The following is an 18765-nucleotide window of genomic DNA, read 5'->3' on the forward strand; positions in this document are numbered from 1 at the left end:
TTAATTTACTATGCAAAGATACTTTTTTTAAAAATGATTTTGCTATGATTTTTAAAAGTTTTAATGATTCTAAAATAAGGAGGTTTTAACTATAATTGAATGTTACTTCATTTTTAAAAATTGATGAATTTCATGTTTTTACTCCTAAAATAATGGTTAAATTTGTTTATCTTTAATTATCAATCAAATGAAAAAAATACTTTTTTTACTATTTTGTTGTGTTGTTTTGCTGAATTACCATTTCACGCAATTGCCTGAACAGGAAAATAAAATTATCCCCTATTTGGATTTATCGCACAAGAATTTAGATCACATTCCCGATTTGTCTAAACTTAGGGTAAAAAAATTGAATCTTTCTCACAACCAAATCACGGAGTTCAAGATTGATTCTTTGCCTCAAAACTTAGAATCCTTAGACCTATCACACAACAAATTGCTTTGGGGAGTAAGCATAAAAAAAGGAAAACGATTAGAGCATTTGAAAGAATTAAATCTAGCACACAACGAAGTGCTAGGCATTGACATAAAAATACCTCTTAAGAGATTGATTGTAGCCAATAATCCTATTTATGAAATTGATGCCCTCAATTTAGATTGTTTAAAATACTTTGATAGGCTTAATACGCCAGGACTTGATGGGGCTCGATTTTTTAATAAAAATAATCCCAAAGAAAGTCTATTAATCCCATTTTCTAAAATTGATACAATCGTTTCAAATGGAGAGCCTTTAATAGATGTTTGGTATATAGAATGATCAATATAATAAATGATTAAAGAAATTCACAAGTGCCTTATGAAAAATTAGCCAAAGAAGGGATTGATTAAATTTCATAGTCTATTTTCATTAATTGAATTCAGCATAGCACTTAAGAAACAAAAGTCAACTTAAACTTAACAATTATGATTAACAAACTCTTTTTATTGATTGCCTCCTTTCTATGCTCTGTTGTGTTTGCACAACCCATAGAAGGAACCTATGTTTTTCAGAGAGATTCACTTCCTATGCGATTAGAAATTAACAAAATAGACGAGAACAAATATTTATTTATGATTGATAGGAAAAATCTAAAAAACTATAAAGAATTTTCTGATAGATACCTAGGTGTCTTTACATTTAAAAATAACAAAATTGTTATAGATTATACTAACAATACATCTCCCTCATTAATCCTAAAATATAACAGAAAAAATAAAGACATCAAAGCCTATGCTGAAATTAGATATATAACAGGCAAAAGGGGGAGAGATGAATTTTATTCTGGTATTTATAGAAAGGTAGCCGAAAATCCCCGTCCTATTTTAAAGGGCATCATTGAAGAGAATTCTCATATACAAACAGATAGCGTTTATTTATTTGTCCCCACCCAAAGTAAATATTTTACATTATATGCTCTTCCTGGAATGGAAAAGGGTAAAAAAAGAATTTTTTTACCTAAAAACACTCCCATTCGTATGTTAGATGTGGTTGTTTCCACTAAAAATATCGAGAATGAATATGTATTTTCTGAAATATATTTAGAGAATAAAAAGTACTATGGCTGGCTTACCGACATTGAAAACAATGGTAGCGTGATAGATTATTACAAAAGAGAACGGTAAAATCAATTACATATATTCTGAATGAAATCAATTATTTATTAAACCCTTTTTTAACAAAGTGAGAAAAATTATATTTTACGTCTTTCTTCATCTAATTATTGCTTGCCAAAAAAAGGAAATCAGCGTAGAGACAATTCTTACCAGTGATTCCGTACAAACTTGGCAGATGTTCCGCAATGGCTTACCTGAAAACGGAGAAAATGAATATTTTACTTATTACTCTTTTGGAAAAGACTCCTCGCTGCTGAAGATTCAAAATTGTATGGGAATCCGAGATCATTACAACTCAATAGACTGGACTGGATTGTGGTTTATAAACAAGGATTCACTTTTTTTAAACAATTACCCAAATCATATTAATAAAAAGTTTCCAAAAGGATTAAGTTCTAAATACAAAATATTAAAAATTTCAAAGGATACTCTATTCCTTTCTCAAAATCAAATCTCTTTTTATCTACTCAAAATTGATAAAAAGGAAATTAAAAATGAGTGTGGAATTCCTATCCAAGTAAACCACTTTGAAAATGGTGGAAAGATTTACAGTGAAGACTTTTATCAAATCGATGAAATAACCCGTAGTGCATTATCGAATGAGATTAATTTTTAAATTGTTAATGTTACTATGAAAGACAAATTTATTGAGATATTGAATAGTAGTCAAGGAGGTAATTTTTGCCAATATTCTTGTTTTGAATCCTTCAAAAGATTTGGCATAATTACGCCGTATCATAAATTGGTCACACAATTACGAGAATAAAGTTTCTATACGTTTTCTACACTTTCTGAATGGATAGAACTGAGGTTTGTAATCTTTTTGATTTTTTCTTTTAGGGGTTTCTAACTGGATTTTCACCTCATTGAACAAGTCAAGCTGAACCGTTTGAGAAAGATAGCCCCTGTCTCCAAGTAACACGCAATCAGAAATTTGAAGTTTTATGTCTTTCAAATAATGAATGTCGTGAACGGAGGCGGGAGATAAGTCAAAACTTTGGAACACACCAGCAATAGAACAGATCGCATGTAGCTTGTAACCATAAAAGTGTAGATTTTGAGGAGCACAAAAACCTTTATTTGGCATTGAAAAGCTATTTTCTTTACAGATTTTGCTTCTGGAAGAGCGGGATAATTTACACACTTCTAAAGGCATGCTGTCCACCAAGAAATAGTTTTCAAAATCATTGAACTTTTTCACCATTTTGCACCTAATTTCTTCAAGAAAAGGGAAGAGTTTTCGTTTTCTTCTGTTGTAAACACTCCTTTCAATTTTAGATTCAATAGCCCAACCTTTTATCTCTCTAAAAAGCTGGTACTCAGAATCGATAGATTTAAATTCTGCTAAAATAATTAAGCTTATCAGCTCTATATCAGATAATTTTGGTTTCACTGGTTTAAAATAAAAATTTTCAGTTCCTGAAATTTCTATTAGTTTATTCAAAATAAAATTGTAACTTGCCTCTAGGTTGCTCATAATTGTATTTGATTGGTAACCAATGCAATTTACTTTTCTTTAGGCTCATGGGCAACCTTTTTTATAATGCACTACGGGTTGAAATAATTAAATCGGACAAAAGATTTCTAGCACTCAATCATGATGAAAACTTTGTGAATCTTTGGCAAATTCTGCAAAATGATAAACGACTTAAACAAGCAGAGCGCACTTTTAAAGAAGACGAAAAAGACGCCCCTTCAAAATCATATATTCAAATTGTAATTTTAGAAGAAGAGCCGACACTTTCCGCTCAGGTTTGGGTTGTGTTTTCTGATGAAGAAAAAATGCTGAATTATCAACTTAAAAGAAATATAAATTCAATATGGCAAATAATATCTTGCCAGACAGAGATAAAAAACGAAAATGTTTTTCCTATTTTTTAAAACAATTATTAGCACTTCGTCTACCAATGTTTAACATGACAAATTTCACGTTTATTTTCATAAAGAAGGTATTAAATTTACCATTATTTTAATTATCAATCAAATGAAAAAATTATTTATTTCTCTCGGTCTTATGGCATCTACGATGATGTTTGCGCAAGAAAAGAAAACTTCTTCAAAGAATATGGTTTTCTTCAATCAATGGTGTTTAAAGGAATATGCAGACATGGTGCCGTGTATTACTTTTTCTGAAAATAACATTGACTACAAATTGCTTTTTGGTAAATTTGGGGATTCTATTGATTTAAATCAACCTATAAAACTTATAGAAAAACACACGCAAAGCCCCAACTTCAAAACGCCCGAAGGTTACACCATAGAAAACACCTACAGCGATGTGAAAAAGTACGGAAACCTGAAAGGTTATCCTGGTTGGGCTTATTATGTAGAGCTGCCTTCTGGCTGGTGTGCCGCATTTTATAAAACTAAACCAAAAGATAATGATAAAATCAGTTTTTTCTTAAAAAAATATAACTAAAACAGCTTCCATAATTTCTATTAAAAATGAAAAAATTATTTATTTCTCTCGGTCTTGTAGCATCTACAATGATGTTTGCGCAAGAAAATCAAATTCCTTTAAAAAATTTAGTGAATTTTAATGTTCATTGTCTTAATTATGATAATAATTTTAGACCATGCATTAAGGTAAAAGAAGGAGATATCGTCTATACCTTAGTCTTTGATCAGACATCTTCGAAACCTGTTGATATCAATAAAACTTTAAATCTTTATATCAAATCAACACAAAGTCCTCATTTCAAAACGCCTGAAGGATTAACGATAGAAAACACCTACAACGATGTAAAAAAATACGGAAAACTCGTAAAAATCGCAGGATTTGGAAATTATGTAGAGCTACCTTCGGGCTGGCGTGCCAATTTCTACAATAAAGAAAATTTATTTGAAACACACGATAACGAAAAAATTGTTTCTTTTTCCAAAGTGTATAAAAAATGAAAAAAATATTTTTTTCAATAATTCTATTTTCTAGCATTTTTGCTTTGGGGCAAACTAACGGAGATCCCTTCAAATGTCCTAAATTCTATTTTTCTGCTAAAAATCTTTATACCAAATCGTATTTAGATTTAAACATGAAAATTATGGAGAAAGACATTACACTTAGTTCGCTCTATTTCGACTTCGATAAAGTTATAAAACTAATAGAAAATACTCTGAATTATAATCAAATACCTAGCAAAGAACAATCTCAAATTATAGAAGAAATTCAAAATTTAAAGGATAATTTGAGCTTAGACGAATTAAAGTCTTTGAATAAAAATACAGAAAAAGATAAATTTCCCAACATTATTGCTTTTAGTAAATCAGGATATTTATCTTCGCTAAACATAAATCCCATTTTGGCGAAATATTTACCTGAAGAAAAAGCAAAAAAAGTTGAAGAAGACTTTACCATTAATCACATAAATGCTAAAAACGCTGAATCATTCTTAGAAGAACAATTTTGCGTGTACAGAGAAAAAAATATAATAGACAAAAAATACGATAATCATTCAGATTTTATGGTTGATTATTTTAAGAAATTAAATTAATTAATAATATGAAAAAAATACTTTTATTATCAAGCATTATTTTTAGCAGTATTTGCTTTGGGCAAGATTTTAGAACACGAGAATTGCCGAGCAAGGATCTCCCAACAGAACCAATTTATGTGCTAGACGGAAATGTAATTTCCAAAGATCAATTGAAAAAAGTCAGTTCATTTGTCCGAGTTTTAAAAGGACCCGAAGCACTTGCCATTTATGGTGCGCAAGCTAGATATGGAGTGATTTTTCTTACAGAACATATGGATTGGGGTAAAACACCTTTGATTTTACTTAGTGGAAAAGAAATTTCTAGCGATGATTTTCTGAAATTGGATCAAAACGAAATTGAAAAAACTAATATCTTAAAAGGGAAAGAAGCCACCGATAAATATGGAGAAAAAGCAGAAAACGGCGTGATTGAACTCACTGCCAAAAATAAAAAAGATCATTTCTACTTATGCCAATGCAGTGGTAAGGATAAGAATACCAAAAAACCCATTGTATTTTTAGACGGGCAAGAAATTACACAAGATCAATTAGATAAACTTTCACCCGAAAACATTGAATCTTTTAAAATTTTAAAAGATCATGCCACTGATAAATATGGTGAAAGAGCGAAATACGGCGTAATTGAAATTACAAGCAAAAAATAAGAAAATAAAGTTCACTTAAAAAAAACCGCCCGTGATAATCATTATCACGAGCGGTTTAATTTTTTTTATTGATTTTGCTGTTGCATTTTCTGGTTAATTTCATCCAAGGCTTGCTGAAACAATTCTGGGTGAAATTTATAAACATATGCTACCATAATCATTAAAAATACCGAAAGTATAATAAGCCCAAAAGATAAAACTCTTGAAATTCTCTTATAGCGATAGGCTTCTACATACTGTGCCGCTTTATAAGCTTTATTATAACGCATGGCAAAAAAAGATGCTGTAAAACCAATCAACAATCCAAAAATCCCGCATGTAAGCACCCCCAAGACACTTGCAACAATAGCAAGCGTTAAATAATTTTCCTTGGGTGGCGGGTTAAAATTCTTATTAATTTCCTCCATTTATTTCAATTTTAAAGTGCATTTGCCACTTCTTGTGGGTTATGTTTATGTTTAAACATAATTGCAAACAAGATAGCTACTACAAGCGAATAAGCCGAGAATACGAGCCATACATCATGCCACAGGATTTCGCCGTTTGGCAAAGTGTAAAATTGCTCGATAAGCCAACCAGAAATGGTACTACCTAAAATAGCCCCAATTCCATTAGTCATCATCATAAATAAACCTTGAGCCGATGAACGAATTTTCTCGCTAGTAGTATTTTCCACGAAAAGTGAACCCGAAATATTGAAGAAATCGAATGCCATACCATACACAATGTTGGACAATAAAATCAACACAAATCCGAATCCTGCAGGCTCGCCATAAGCAAAGAACCCAAATCGCAACACCCAAGCGAGCATACTCATGAGCATTACTTTCTTAATTCCGAATTTCTTTAAAAAGAATGGAATGGCTAAAATAAAGAACACCTCAGAAATTTGTGAAATCGACATAATCACGGTCGAAAATCTCACCACAGCACTATTGGCATATTCTGGATTGTTTCCAAAATCCGACAAGAAAATATCGCCATAAGCATTTGTTAATTGAAGTGCCGCACCGAGCAACATCGAGAATACAAAGAACAATGCCATTTTATAATTTTTAAATAATCTAAAGGCATTTAGTCCTAATTTCTCTGACCAGCTTGCGTTTTTCGGGATTAAGTTTTGAGGCGGGCATTTTGGTAAAGTAAATGAATAAAGCCCTAGCACCAATGCCACTGCTCCCGCTATATAGAATTGATTTTCTGAGGCTTTATTCCCAGTTAAATTAGTAAGCCACATGGCTGCGATAAAACCAATTGTTCCAAAAACACGAATCGATGGAAATTCCTTCACAACATCGTAGCCATCTCTTTTGAGCAAACTATAAGCAATTGAGTTTGAGAATGCAATTGTGGGCATGTAAAAAATCATTGCCAAAAGCATTAACCAGAAAAATGCCGTAGGGCTTACCATACTTGGCAACAAAAATAAAGTTCCTGCATATAAAATGTGCAAAGCTCCGTATAACTTTTCCGCATTGATCCATCGGTCTGCCACAATCCCCATCAAAGTGGGCATAAATAGCGAAGCAATTCCCATGGTTGAGAAAACAGCACCGAACTCCGCTGCGTTCCAATGTTTTGTCCCAAACCAAAAGTTTGCCATAGTAATAAGCCAAGCTCCCCAAACAAAAAACTGTAAAAAACTGATTAATATTAATTTAGTCTTTGTCCCCATGATATTATATTGTTCTATTATTTTGAATTTTCTCTTCTTTTAAGTTCTTCTACCACCATTCCTGCAAATTCATAATCTTCATGACTGATTGCAATATTTTTTAAGCCTTCTAAATCATTGTTATTAAAAGTTCCCCATGACATGTTTCCAAAAGGAAGTTTGTCCATCGTTTCTTTTATAAATTTATAAGAATAAGCTAAAGTTTTTTCGTCCATATCTTTTTGGCGGATATCGCTTGGGCTGGGCGTATTTGCCACCTCTTCGATCACCTCCTCTATGGTTTGTTCTATTTTATCTTGGATTTCATCCAGCTCAGATTCCTCTTCTTCTACTTCCTCATCTTCCACAATTTTAAACTCCACGCCTGCCTGCTGCACCACTTGCTGATACGCAAAAATAGGAGCCTCCACTCGTAATCCAAGTGCTATGGCATCTGATGTGCGCGAATCTAGTTCAAACAATTCTCCATTTTCTTTTTCGAAAATTAAATTAGAAAAGAAAACACCTTCGTGAAATTTGTAAATAATCACCGACTTTAATTTTGCATTCATTCTTTGAATAAAGGTTACAAACAAATCATGTGTGAGTGGTCGTGGAGTGCTCAAATCTTTCTCGAGAGCCATCGCAATTGCCTGAGCCTCAAAATTTCCGATTACGATAGGAATTTTCTTTTGTGTTTCGTCTTCTTCTAAAATTAAAATATATGCCTCAGAATTGGCACTACTATAAGAGATTCCTCGTATACTAAGTTTTACTAAATCCATAATCAAGGGTAAATGTACTAATTTTAATTGAAAAAAAAACCGAACAAGCAAATTTTGCCTATTCGGTTTGGGATTTTTATTTAAATCATTAAAAAATGTATTTTTTTAAGCTTTTAGCTTTCTTAAAGCCTCTGTAAGTTTTGGCAAAACCTCCATGGCATCGCCCACGATTCCATAATCTGCCGCTTTAAAGAATGGTGCCTCGGCATCGGTATTGATGACCAAAATTCTTTTGGAAGCATTCACGCCCGCCAAATGCTGAATCGCTCCCGAAATTCCTGCAGCGATATATAAATTAGGTGCAATGTTTTTTCCCGTTTGCCCCACATGCTCGCTGTGTGGTCGCCAATCCATGTCTGAGACTGGTTTTGAACACGCTGTGGCAGCTCCTAGAACTTCGGCTAAATCTTCCAATAATTTAAAATTTTCGGCACTTTTGAGTCCACGCCCACCAGAAACCACAATTTCGGCAGTTTTTAAATCTTTGGCATTGCTTAAAGCTTCTACTTTTTCAACCGAGATTTGGCTATTTTCAGCTGAAACGGCTCTATTTTCTACTTCGCCCGCTACGGGATTTTGTTTTAATTCAAAGGCATTTACAGCCAAACACAAAATATTGCATTTAGCATCGCTTTCCACCTCCATAATTGCCTTGCCCGAAAATGCTTTACGCGCTACACGCAATGGCGACAATTGGCTAGGCTCGCTCACTACATTGGTAATCAAAGCCGCACCACTTTTTGCCGCTAGTTGCGGGGCCAAATTCAGCCCTTGTGTGGCGTGCGACATAACGATAAAGTTAAACTGCTCGCAATCGATTTGCTTTGCAATAGTTTGTGCATCTATCGCTTGTTCTGATTGAAGATTGATCACTTTCTGTGCACCATATGCAAACAATTCTTCTGGCTGAATGGCGTTTACGCAAAGGGCTGTAATTTCTTCGTTTAAATTTTGTGCATACGAAAGGGCTTCAAAAGCACTTTTTTTAAATTTCCCTTGATGGGTTTCTGCATATACTAAAACTGACATTCTAATTTTCTATTTAGGATTAAAATAGTTTGGTATCTTTTCTTAAAAGTTCCACCAATTCATCTATGGCATTGGCATCAATCATTTTCACAGCACCGCGTGATGCTGGCGTGGTAAATTGTTCTACTTTTAAGTTTGAAGTCGTTTCGCTCGGTGCAATCACCTCTAGTTTTTTGCTACGAGCTTGCATAATACCACGCATATTTGGGATTTTCAATTCGTTTTCAGCTACAATGCCGTTTTGTCCAGCAATTACGGCTGGTAGTTGCAATTTCAAATGCTGCACCTCGTCATCGTTTTCTACTACGGCAATGGCTTCATTATCTTGCACATCCAAGCCCTCGCAATTGTTAGCAAAAGGTATTTCAAGCAAAGCTGCCACAGTTGCTGGCACTACGCCACCATTATAATCAATTGATTCTTTTCCTGCTAAAATTAAATCAAAATTTTGTTCTTTTACCACTCGGGCAATTTCTTGGGCAGTAGCCAATGAGTCGCTCGGCTCGGTATCCACACGCATTGCTACATCGGCACCCATTGCCAAGGCTTTGCGCAACACAGGCTCACACGAAGCATCGCCTACCGATAATACACTTATTTGTGCTCCGTTTTTTTCTTTTAATTGAAGGGCTTTGGACAATGAATATTCATCGTGAGGATTGATTACGAATTGAATTCCTGTTTTGTCAAAAGATTTTCCGTCGGGCGAAAAATTGATTTTTGAGGTAGTATCAGGAACGCTACTTATACAAACTAATATATTCATTTTTTGTATCTTTTCTACTTTTGATATATTTTCGATCGGCAAAGATACAATTTCTATTACAGAATTGCTTAAAAAATGGAATTATGTCAGTTTTTTAGTTAAAATTTAAAATCGATTTTTGATGGTTTTTGGGCTAAAAATTCATCTAAATTCTATTTTTTCTTTCTAGGTTTTAGTTTTTTCATGCGTTCAAATTGTGCTTTCATTTTTTGTTCAGAGCTTAAATAAAACAACGGAATGTGCCAATGATATTTAATGGAAAAATGACGAATTCCAAACACGACAAGCACCGTAACAAGCTGAACGACTGGATTCTTTAATCCAAAAAAATGAGCTAAAAGCAAATATAGAAACGCTCCAATAATGCAGGCGATGGCATAAATTTCTTCTCTGAGCAACAGCGGAATACGATTGATTAAAACATCGCGCAACAATCCGCCAAAACAGCCCGTAATGGTTCCAAGTGCTACGCAAATCAGAGGCGAAAATCCTAAAACTAAGCCTTTTTCGAGCCCTACAATTGTGAAAAGCCCCAGTCCAAGCGAATCAAAAACAAAAAGTGTTACTTTGAAATTATGCTCCAGCGATTTAAAAAACATCGCGGCAGCACAACTGAGCACCGTAATCAAACAAATTCGCAAATCTGTCATCCAGAAAACGGGCACATCGAGCAACAAGTCGCGAATCGTTCCGCCCCCTACCGCCGTGGCAAAAGCAATGATGAGCACCCCAAACGGATCGAGCCTGCTTTGCATAGCGGCAAATGCGCCCGACATGGCAAATGAGATGGTTCCTACGATTTCTATAAACAGCGTTACATTGGCAGAAATTTCTGGCGAAAAAAACATAGTTTATTTTTAAATTTTTGCAAAGGTTAAAAAAATAATTGAAAGCCGTATAGCCTTTTTTAGTCTACTTCTAAGATTTCTGTGTCTTTTGAGAGGTAAACTAAATAAGCGTGCGCGACATCTACCTTTAGCTCAGATAAAAATTGCTTGTATTCTTGGATTTGCAAAATATGTTCTTCGGATTTTTCGCCCGTTTTATAATCAATTAGATACCAGCCTTTTTCAGTTTTCACCAAACGGTCTGGACGGAAAATCTTACCCGTTTTTGAAATAAAATCTCGCTCGTTGAGCACTGTGTGATGCTCGTAAGCTTCTTTTAATTCTGGCTTGGTTAAAAGCTGATGAATTTGTGATTGCAGAACTTGTTTTTCTTTTTGATCAATAAAGCCATTTCGCTCATAATCGTTAAGCACCGCCTCCACCTCTTCTTTGTACTGAATACGCTCTAGCACAGCATGGATTTTTTTACCATAATCCTGCAACTCTCTCTGGCGTACATCCCACATCTTGGAATGTTCGCTACTGATACGCACTTTTTCTTTCCAATCGTTGTACTTTAAGGGATAAAAAACAGTGTTGTCCTCAGATTTATATTCTTTTTTAGGACTTACTTTTTCTGGCTCTCCTACGCAATATTCTGCTTCTGCAGTGCCCACTTTTGAGTTCATGTATTCATCAAGAATCTCACTAAATGAGAAAGAATCATATTTTTTCTGTGTTTTGATGTACATATACAGCTGCTCCTCGGCACGCGTAGTGGCTACATAAAATTTATTGATTTGATCCATTTCGGATTCTTGCACATCTTTCTGAACAATATTTGCCATCTCATCGGGCAAATGCTCTACCACGCCTTTTAGCGGATTGGTTTTATTTACATAAAAATGATTGAATTTCCCTTCTTTTAGCGGAATCCATAATCCGTGATCCTTGATATCTAACTTAGTATAAGGCAAAAACACCACGGGAAATTGCAATCCTTTGGATTTATGTATAGTCATGATTTTCACGGCATTTACGCCACTTGGCACAGCAATGCTTTTTCTATCGCCACGCTCGTCCCAATAGGCGATAAACGCTTGGGCAGAAGATTCGTTTTGGGTTTGAAATTTTAAAATTTCATCTAAAAAATTTAAAACATATTCCTGGTTTTGCGCTTCGATTCCCAGTGCGGCAATCGTTTTCTCGGTCTGGTCATACAGCGAATTCATTTTTTGATTTAAATGAGACAAATCGACCGAAACTTTTGCCAATTCTGCAATGAATTGATAAAACGGAACGCGTAATACATGCAAAGAAAATTCCGTGAAATCTGAAACCTTCAGCTTTTTCATGCTTTTTAAATTCAGCAATAAATCGGCTCGGAATTTATGATTTTCGGTATCGGTAGTAAGTCTTAAAACCGATAAAATCAATTGAATTTCTGGATTATTAATGAGCAATAAAGCTTCATCAGAAAGCACTGCTATTTCGTTTTCTTGCAAAAATTCAGCAATGCGATTGGCCTCTTTGTTGGTATTGACCAAAACGGTTAAATCCCTAAGCTCGTAGCCTTTAGCCAAACAATTTTTCATTTTAGCTAAAAGATCTTCTAGCACATAATCGTTGTAATTTTTGGTATCGCCTTTTTCAATCGTAATGCGTTTTATGCAAACATAGCCTCCTTTTTTGTGATTGATTTTCTGTTCGTTGCCTTGGATATAAATATTTTTAAAACCTTCGTTTTGTATAAATTTATTGGCTACAAAGGTGTAAAAATCATTATTAAACTCGATGATTTCGTGATAGCTACGCCAGTTTTTATCTAAATTTTCTACCGAAACATTGCCATAAAATTCATTGCCTTGATTGATTAAACCAATCATCAAATCTGGGTTTCCTCCACGAAATCGATAAATCGATTGTTTCGGGTCGCCCACTAGCATTAGCGTATCGCCTTGTGCCAAAGCATTTTCTACCAATGGCTGTAAATTGCTCCACTGTATGCTCGAAGTGTCTTGAAACTCATCGATGAAATAATGGCGGTATTTGGTTCCGATTTTTTCATAAATAAACGGAGTGGGCTGCGATTGTAAATTCTCGTTGATGATTTTATTGAACTCAGAAATCAACATCACATTGCCTTCGCTTTCAATCTGCGAAAGATTTTTCTCGATTTCGTTGTAGAGCGACATGGTATTTATACTACCATACACAGCATTGCATACTTGTAGGCGAACGATTTTGGCTTTAATCTGCTCAACGGCTTCCTCAATTTTTGGAAAAATCTCTTCGATTCTATCCACCGCCGATGCCGACGCCGATGAAGAACCTAACTTTCTGCCTTCTAAAATATCGTTGTGCGTCTTGGTAGGAAAATCCATTTTTCCGTTCAAAATTTTAGTAAAAAAGGATAAAATGCCCCTACTTCCGCCACTAAAATCTTTGGGTGCTAGATTTTGCTCCTCGACCAAATTTAGGATTTCGGTGCATTTTTCAGTAAAAAAATCCTGAATTTCATTGATTTCCGTAATGAGTTTACCTCGAAATTCAACTAAATCTTTTAATTCTAACCGACCGATTTCTCTCATGTATTCTAGGAAATGATCGGCATATAAATGCGAGGCGTTGCTTTTTAATTCTTCTGAAATATCCCAACTTTTATCTCGGGCTAAATTTTCGGTTGCTGCCTGCGTAATGATTTTGCTTAAATGCTGATTGTTTTGCAAATCGGCGTAGAGCAAATCCACCGCTTCGCCCATTAATTGAGAAGTATCTAGCTCCACATCAAAGTTAGACGATAAGCCCAAATCGGTAGCAAAGGCACGCATAAGCCTTAAATTAAATGTGTCTATCGTGCTCACCGAAAACAGGGAATAATTATGCAAAATATCGCTTAAAACAGCTCCGCTACGCTCCTGAATTTCTTCTTTAGAAATATTTAAATGCTCCTGAATACTTGCTAATTCGGGTTCAGAAATTTTGCCATTTCGCCACTCATCAAGCTTTTGCAAAATACGCTCTTTCATCTCATTAGCCGCCTTATTGGTAAAGGTGATGGCTAAAATCTGGCTAAAACTTTTGCTATTTTTTTTCTGCAAAAGAAGGTGCATAATCTCCTGAACAAGTGTATAAGTTTTTCCTGTTCCTGCCGATGCACTATAAATTTTGAATTCCCCTGCTTGAAGCATTTTTTTATTTTCAAAAATAAGGTTTTTTGATGATTTTTTAGCTTTTGAGGAAAAGAAAAATCCGCTCCATCGAAATGAAGCGGATTTTGATTATTGTAAGATTACAATCTTGGGGCTAATTATAAATTAGCGAAGTATTGTAATGTACGGATTAACTGAGCAGTATAAGACATTTCGTTGTCATACCAAGCAACAGTTTTCACCAATTGTTTGTCTCCTACAGTCATCACTTTAGTTTGAGTAGCATCAAACAATGAACCGTAAGTGATTCCGATAACATCAGCAGAAACGATTGGATCTTCTGTGTAACCGAAAGATTCGTTAGCAGCTTCTTTCATTGCAGCGTTGATTTCATCAACAGATACATTTTTCTCAAGAACTGTAACTAATTCAGTAAGAGATCCTGTTGGGGTTGGTACACGCTGAGCAGCACCGTCTAATTTTCCGTTTAATTCTGGAATTACTAATCCGATAGCTTTTGCAGCACCAGTTGAGTTTGGAACGATACTTACAGCTGCAGCACGAGCTCTTCTTAAATCTCCTTTTTTGTGAGGAGCGTCAAGTGTGTTTTGGTCTCCAGTGTAAGCGTGGATAGTAGTCATTAAACCTTCTACTACACCGAATTTATCGTTCAACACTTTAGCCATAGGAGCTAAACAGTTTGTAGTACAAGATGCACCAGAGATTACAGTTTCGTCTCCTTTAAGGATATTTTGGTTTACATTGAATACAACAGTTGGAACATCTCCACCAGGAGCAGAGATTACTACTCTTTTAGCTCCACCTTTAAGGTGTAATTCAGCTTTTTCTTTAGTAGCGAAGAATCCTGTACATTCTAGCACGATATCCACTCCTAGCTCTCCCCAAGGAAGTTCTTCTGGATTTGGATTAGCAAGAACTTTTACTTCTTTTCCGTTTACTTTAAAGGCACCATCTAGCACTTCGATTTCTCCGTTAAAACGACCTTGAGTAGAGTCATATTTTAATAAGTGCGCTAATTGTTTTGCGTCTGTTAAGTCGTTGATTGCAACTACTTCCAATCCTTCAACTTCTTGAATTCTACGGAATGCTAAACGACCAATGCGTCCAAAACCGTTGATACCTACTTTTACATTTGCCATAATAATTGTGTTTTTAATTAAATTGTTTTTTTGTTTATAGATTATTATCGTGCCAAAATTTCAGACACTCTAATTAATTCATGATCGATTTCGTTGTGTTTTTGGATAGCTTCTTCGATAGGAGTATATACGATCTTATTGCTTCTTACTCCTGCCATTACATTGCTTTTTCCAGCTAAAAGCCCCTCAACTGCAGCGATACCTAAACGGCTTGCCAACACACGATCTGCACAGCTTGGAGTTCCTCCTCGCTGAATGTGTCCTAGCACCGTAACACGGATATCATAAGTTGGGTACTTAATTTTGGTAAATTTAGCCAAATCATAAATGTTACCTAGCTCCTCGCCCTCTGCCACAACAATAATGCTTGAGATTTTACCTGTTTGTTCACCACGATCTAGCGCGTTAAACATTTCATCGATTTCATCTCTTTTTTCTGGAATCAAGATATCTTGTGCGCCAGCTGCGATACCACTATTTAGAGCAATAAAACCTGCATCACGCCCCATTACCTCAACAAAGAAGACACGGTTGTGTGATTGTGCTGTATCTCTAATTTTATCTATCGCATCAACAGCGGTGTTAAGTGCTGTATCGTAACCGATTGTGTAATCTGTACCGAAGATATCGTTATCAATCGTTCCAGGCACTCCAATTACAGGGATTCCATGCTCTTCGTGGAATAATTTAGCTCCCGTAAAAGAACCATCTCCCCCGATTACCACAAGGGCATCAATTCCATTTTTTTGTACGTTTTCAAAGGCTTTTTTACGACCTTCTACAGTTCTAAATTCATCTGAACGGGCAGTTTTTAAAATTGTACCACCTCTATTAATAATATTACTTACACTTCTAGGTCCTAATGAAACTACATCATTTGTAATCAATCCCTCATAGCCTAAACGCACTCCTTTCACATTTAGCCCATGGTAAGATGCAGCTCGTACTACCGCACGCAGAGCGGCGTTCATTCCAGGAGCATCTCCCCCAGAAGTAATTACACCTATTGTGTTGATTTTTTTTGTTGCCATAGTTTAATTTTAACGATACAAATATAGTGAACTTTATTGATTATTTTATATGATTTATATTAGAATCTATATTACACCTTATATTTTAATACCTTAGAGCCAAAAACAATCACAATCTGTTCGAAACCTCCGTGCGCATTCCGCCAAATTTCTATGCGCATCGCGAAAAAATTGCATGCGCATGCAATTTTTCGGCAAAGCTCTCACAAGTTTTTTACACAATTTCGCTTTCTTATTTTAAGCTCAATCCTATCAAGATTTTCTCCACAAACACCGAAATGGCTGAAAGATTAACTATTTAATAAGCATTTAATAGTATTTTCTAACAATTTTCACAAAACAATTAAGCACTATTTTAAGACACAAATATCTTAATTATTTATTTATAAGCCATTTAAATTAAAACTGATTTTTACTCATTCTGATTATTTTTTATTTTAATTATTAAATTTATTTGTATATTAGTGCTAAATTAAATTTTGATAGAAAATGACTGAAAAAAGAGAGTTTTTAGATGTTTCGGTGGACTGTACCGTTTTTGGATATGATGATAAACAGCTAAAAATATTGCTGATTGAACAAAAAAAACAAAGTCCTGAGCATATTCCGCTCCGTGCGCTCCCAGGAGACCATGTGTATAAAGGAGAAGATATAGACGATGCTGCAAATCGTGTGCTAGAGGAGCTTACAGGTTTAAGAGGTGTTTTCTTAAAACAATTCCACGCATTTGGTAAGCCAGACCGCCTTCAACAAAAACAAGATAAAGAATGGTTGCTCAATGTGAGAAAAGATTTAAACAAACATGTGGTAACAATTGCTTATTATTCTTTAATTAAAATGGAGGATTTCGTGCCCGAGGCTGCCTCTTTTGCCAATAAAACTGAATGGGTGAATATTGATGAAATCCCACACCTTGGTTTTGACCACGATGAAATCTTTCAAAAAGCACTTGCTACATTAAGGTTTGATACCGAAAACTACAATATCGCTTTTGAACTTTTACCTAAAAAATTTACGCTCTCGCAACTTCAAAATATCTACGAAGTGATCCTAGACAGAGAGTTTGACAAAAGAAACTTTAGAAAAAGTATTAAAAAACTAAGCAATCTAATCCCGCTGAACGAAAAACAAAAAGGTGTATTCCACAAACCTGCACAGTTATATTCTTTTGATATCAAAAAACAAATCGAGGAAACAGATGTTATTTAATTAAAAAGCTCACAAAATCCTTGTTGATTTTTTTAAATATCATAATTAGATATATCTTTGTAGAACAATATTTTTTCGTATGAAGTTCAAAAGAATACTACTAAAATTAAGCGGTGAAGCCCTCATGGGTGAACGCCAGTATGGAATCGATCCTAAACAAATCGAAGCCTACTCTAAACAAGTAAAGGAAATCGCCGATATGGGATGCCAAGTGGCAATCGTGATTGGTGGAGGAAATATTTTTAGAGGAATTTCTGGTGCTGCCAATGGAATGGATCGTGTACAAGGCGACTATATGGGAATGCTAGCAACCATCATCAATGCCATGGCTCTACAACAAGGTCTAGAAGATGCGGGCGTAGACACGCGTTTGCAAACTGCCATAGAAATGGAGAAAATTGCAGAACCTTACATCCGCAGAAAAGCCATTAGACACTTAGAGAAAAATCGCGTGGTGATCTTTGGTGGAGGTCTTGGAAATCCATATTTCACAACCGATTCTGCCGCGGTGTTGCGTGCCATTGAAATCGAAGCTGATGCTATCTTAAAAGGTACTCGTGTAGACGGAATCTACACCGCAGATCCTGAAAAAGATGAAAATGCTAAGAAATTCGATAATTTATCGTTTAAAGAAGTTTATGACAAAGGCTTGAAAGTAATGGATATGACTGCCTTTACTTTAAGTGAAGAAAACAATTTGCCGATCGTAGTATTCGATATGAACACCGTGGGGAACTTGAAAAAAGTAATCGACGGAGAAGAAGTCGGAACCATTGTAACCAATTAATTAACTAAACAAATCAAGAATATGAATATAGACAATATTGTAAAGGAAACAGAAGCTGGTATGAAGGATTCTATCGCACACTTGGAAAAGGCTTTTAGCCAAATTCGTGCGGGGAGAGCTACTCCAGCGATGCTTGGTAGTGTAATGGTAGACTACTACGGAAACCTTACTCCACTTAGCCAAGTGGCTAATGTGAGTGCTCCAGATGCTATGACTTTAAATGTTCAACCATGGGAAAATAGCATGATTCAGCCTATTGAAAAAGCTATCATGGAGGCTAACCTGGGCTTTAACCCATCAAACAACGGAAATTCTGTAATCATCAGCGTTCCGCCATTAACAGAAGAGCGTAGAAAAGACTTAGTAAAACAAGCTAAGGCAGAATTAGAAACAGCCAAAATCAGTATCCGCAACTGGAGAAAAGATGCTAACAACACGATTAAAAAATCAGAAGAATCAGAAGATGTACAAAAAGGTCTAGAGGCTGATGTGCAAAAACTGACTGACCAATATATCGAGGTGGCTGATAAGACTTTCTCTAACAAGGAAGCTGAAATCATGAAAGTTTAATAACTCGTTTTTAATTTTTTCATAATAGATTTTTTCTGCTCCAGTTTTAATTTTTTAGAGTTTATTT

The 18765-nt window shown here is 35.1% G+C and carries 20 protein-coding genes and 1 pseudogene; 11 read left to right on the forward strand and 10 right to left on the reverse strand.

What is annotated here, in order from left to right:
* The first annotated feature begins 187 nt into the window (after positions 1-187).
* The 3 genes from ORNRH_RS11475 to ORNRH_RS00890 all read left to right on the forward strand — a co-directional run bounded on the left by ORNRH_RS11475 (position 188) and on the right by ORNRH_RS00890 (position 2206).
* A complete protein-coding gene (locus ORNRH_RS11475; RefSeq protein WP_014790029.1) occupies positions 188-754 on the forward strand; it encodes a hypothetical protein in 567 nt (188 codons plus the stop codon).
* Positions 755-900: 146 nt separating this feature from the next.
* Complete coding sequence (locus ORNRH_RS00885; RefSeq protein WP_014790030.1) at positions 901-1599, forward strand: hypothetical protein; 699 nt, start codon at positions 901-903, stop codon at positions 1597-1599.
* Between the two features lie 58 nt (positions 1600-1657).
* On the forward strand, positions 1658-2206 hold the full coding sequence (locus ORNRH_RS00890) for a hypothetical protein (RefSeq protein WP_036600869.1): 549 nt from the start codon (positions 1658-1660) through the stop codon (positions 2204-2206).
* Here ORNRH_RS00890 and ORNRH_RS00895 read toward each other — a convergent pair.
* A pseudogene (locus ORNRH_RS00895) lies at positions 2183-3067 on the reverse strand (IS982 family transposase). The gene ORNRH_RS00890 and the pseudogene ORNRH_RS00895 overlap by 24 nt on opposite strands.
* A gap of 134 nt (positions 3068-3201) precedes the next feature.
* Between ORNRH_RS00895 and ORNRH_RS00900 the strand changes: the two are divergent.
* From ORNRH_RS00900 to ORNRH_RS00920, 5 genes are all read left to right on the forward strand, one after another.
* Positions 3202-3471 carry a hypothetical protein gene (locus tag ORNRH_RS00900; protein ID WP_155814483.1) on the forward strand — a complete coding sequence of 90 codons (270 nt, stop codon included), beginning with the start codon at positions 3202-3204 and terminating at the stop codon, positions 3469-3471.
* 103 nt (positions 3472-3574) lie between these two features.
* Positions 3575-4009, forward strand: coding sequence for a hypothetical protein (locus ORNRH_RS00905; protein WP_014790033.1), 435 nt, complete (start codon positions 3575-3577; stop codon positions 4007-4009).
* A gap of 26 nt (positions 4010-4035) precedes the next feature.
* Positions 4036-4488: a hypothetical protein gene (locus tag ORNRH_RS00910; RefSeq protein WP_014790034.1), complete on the forward strand. Its 453-nt coding sequence runs from the start codon at positions 4036-4038 to the stop codon at positions 4486-4488.
* A complete protein-coding gene (locus ORNRH_RS00915; protein WP_014790035.1) occupies positions 4485-5081 on the forward strand; it encodes a hypothetical protein in 597 nt (198 codons plus the stop codon). The genes ORNRH_RS00910 and ORNRH_RS00915 overlap by 4 nt, the downstream gene beginning before the upstream one ends.
* Before the next feature lie 8 nt (positions 5082-5089).
* Positions 5090-5728 (forward strand): TonB-dependent receptor plug domain-containing protein, encoded by a 639-nt coding sequence (locus tag ORNRH_RS00920; protein WP_014790036.1) that lies wholly within the window; start codon positions 5090-5092, stop codon positions 5726-5728.
* A 65-nt stretch (positions 5729-5793) separates the two neighbouring features.
* On the opposite strand, the gene ORNRH_RS00925 is transcribed toward ORNRH_RS00920, so the two are convergent.
* The 9 genes from ORNRH_RS00925 to pfkA form a co-directional block, all read right to left on the reverse strand.
* Positions 5794-6135: a CD225/dispanin family protein gene (locus ORNRH_RS00925; RefSeq protein ID WP_014790037.1), complete on the reverse strand. Its 342-nt coding sequence runs from the start codon at positions 6133-6135 to the stop codon at positions 5794-5796.
* Positions 6136-6146: 11 nt separating this feature from the next.
* Entirely contained in the window at positions 6147-7403 is a 1257-nt protein-coding gene (locus ORNRH_RS00930; protein WP_014790038.1) for a nucleoside permease, read from the reverse strand.
* 17 nt (positions 7404-7420) lie between these two features.
* Positions 7421-8167 (reverse strand): bifunctional nuclease family protein, encoded by a 747-nt coding sequence (locus tag ORNRH_RS00935; RefSeq protein ID WP_014790039.1) that lies wholly within the window; start codon positions 8165-8167, stop codon positions 7421-7423.
* A 105-nt stretch (positions 8168-8272) separates the two neighbouring features.
* Positions 8273-9196, reverse strand: coding sequence for an electron transfer flavoprotein subunit alpha/FixB family protein (locus ORNRH_RS00940; protein ID WP_014790040.1), 924 nt, complete (start codon positions 9194-9196; stop codon positions 8273-8275).
* A 19-nt stretch (positions 9197-9215) separates the two neighbouring features.
* Positions 9216-9962, reverse strand: a complete 747-nt coding sequence (locus tag ORNRH_RS00945; RefSeq protein ID WP_036601009.1) for an electron transfer flavoprotein subunit beta/FixA family protein — start codon at positions 9960-9962, stop codon at positions 9216-9218.
* 152 nt (positions 9963-10114) lie between these two features.
* Complete coding sequence (locus ORNRH_RS00950) at positions 10115-10810, reverse strand: trimeric intracellular cation channel family protein (RefSeq protein ID WP_014790042.1); 696 nt, start codon at positions 10808-10810, stop codon at positions 10115-10117.
* A 59-nt stretch (positions 10811-10869) separates the two neighbouring features.
* Entirely contained in the window at positions 10870-13980 is a 3111-nt protein-coding gene (locus ORNRH_RS00955; protein WP_014790043.1) for a UvrD-helicase domain-containing protein, read from the reverse strand.
* A gap of 119 nt (positions 13981-14099) precedes the next feature.
* The gene (gap, locus tag ORNRH_RS00960) at positions 14100-15101 is read right to left on the reverse strand and encodes a type I glyceraldehyde-3-phosphate dehydrogenase (RefSeq protein ID WP_014790044.1); all 1002 of its coding nucleotides are present in this window, start codon (positions 15099-15101) and stop codon (positions 14100-14102) included.
* Between the two features lie 44 nt (positions 15102-15145).
* A complete protein-coding gene (gene pfkA / locus ORNRH_RS00965) occupies positions 15146-16132 on the reverse strand; it encodes a 6-phosphofructokinase (protein WP_014790045.1) in 987 nt (328 codons plus the stop codon).
* 489 nt (positions 16133-16621) lie between these two features.
* On the opposite strand from pfkA, the gene ORNRH_RS00970 reads away from it, so the two are divergent.
* The 3 genes from ORNRH_RS00970 (at position 16622) to frr (ending at position 18698) form a co-directional block, all read left to right on the forward strand.
* Complete coding sequence (locus ORNRH_RS00970; protein WP_014790046.1) at positions 16622-17341, forward strand: NUDIX hydrolase; 720 nt, start codon at positions 16622-16624, stop codon at positions 17339-17341.
* Between the two features lie 79 nt (positions 17342-17420).
* Complete coding sequence (pyrH, locus tag ORNRH_RS00975) at positions 17421-18128, forward strand: UMP kinase (protein ID WP_014790047.1); 708 nt, start codon at positions 17421-17423, stop codon at positions 18126-18128.
* Between the two features lie 21 nt (positions 18129-18149).
* The gene (gene frr / locus ORNRH_RS00980; protein ID WP_014790048.1) at positions 18150-18698 is read left to right on the forward strand and encodes a ribosome recycling factor; all 549 of its coding nucleotides are present in this window, start codon (positions 18150-18152) and stop codon (positions 18696-18698) included.
* Positions 18699-18765: the final 67 nt, after the last annotated feature.

Origin of the sequence: Ornithobacterium rhinotracheale DSM 15997 (genome assembly GCF_000265465.1) — a bacterium.
Classification (GTDB): Bacteria; Bacteroidota; Bacteroidia; order Flavobacteriales; family Weeksellaceae; genus Ornithobacterium; species Ornithobacterium rhinotracheale.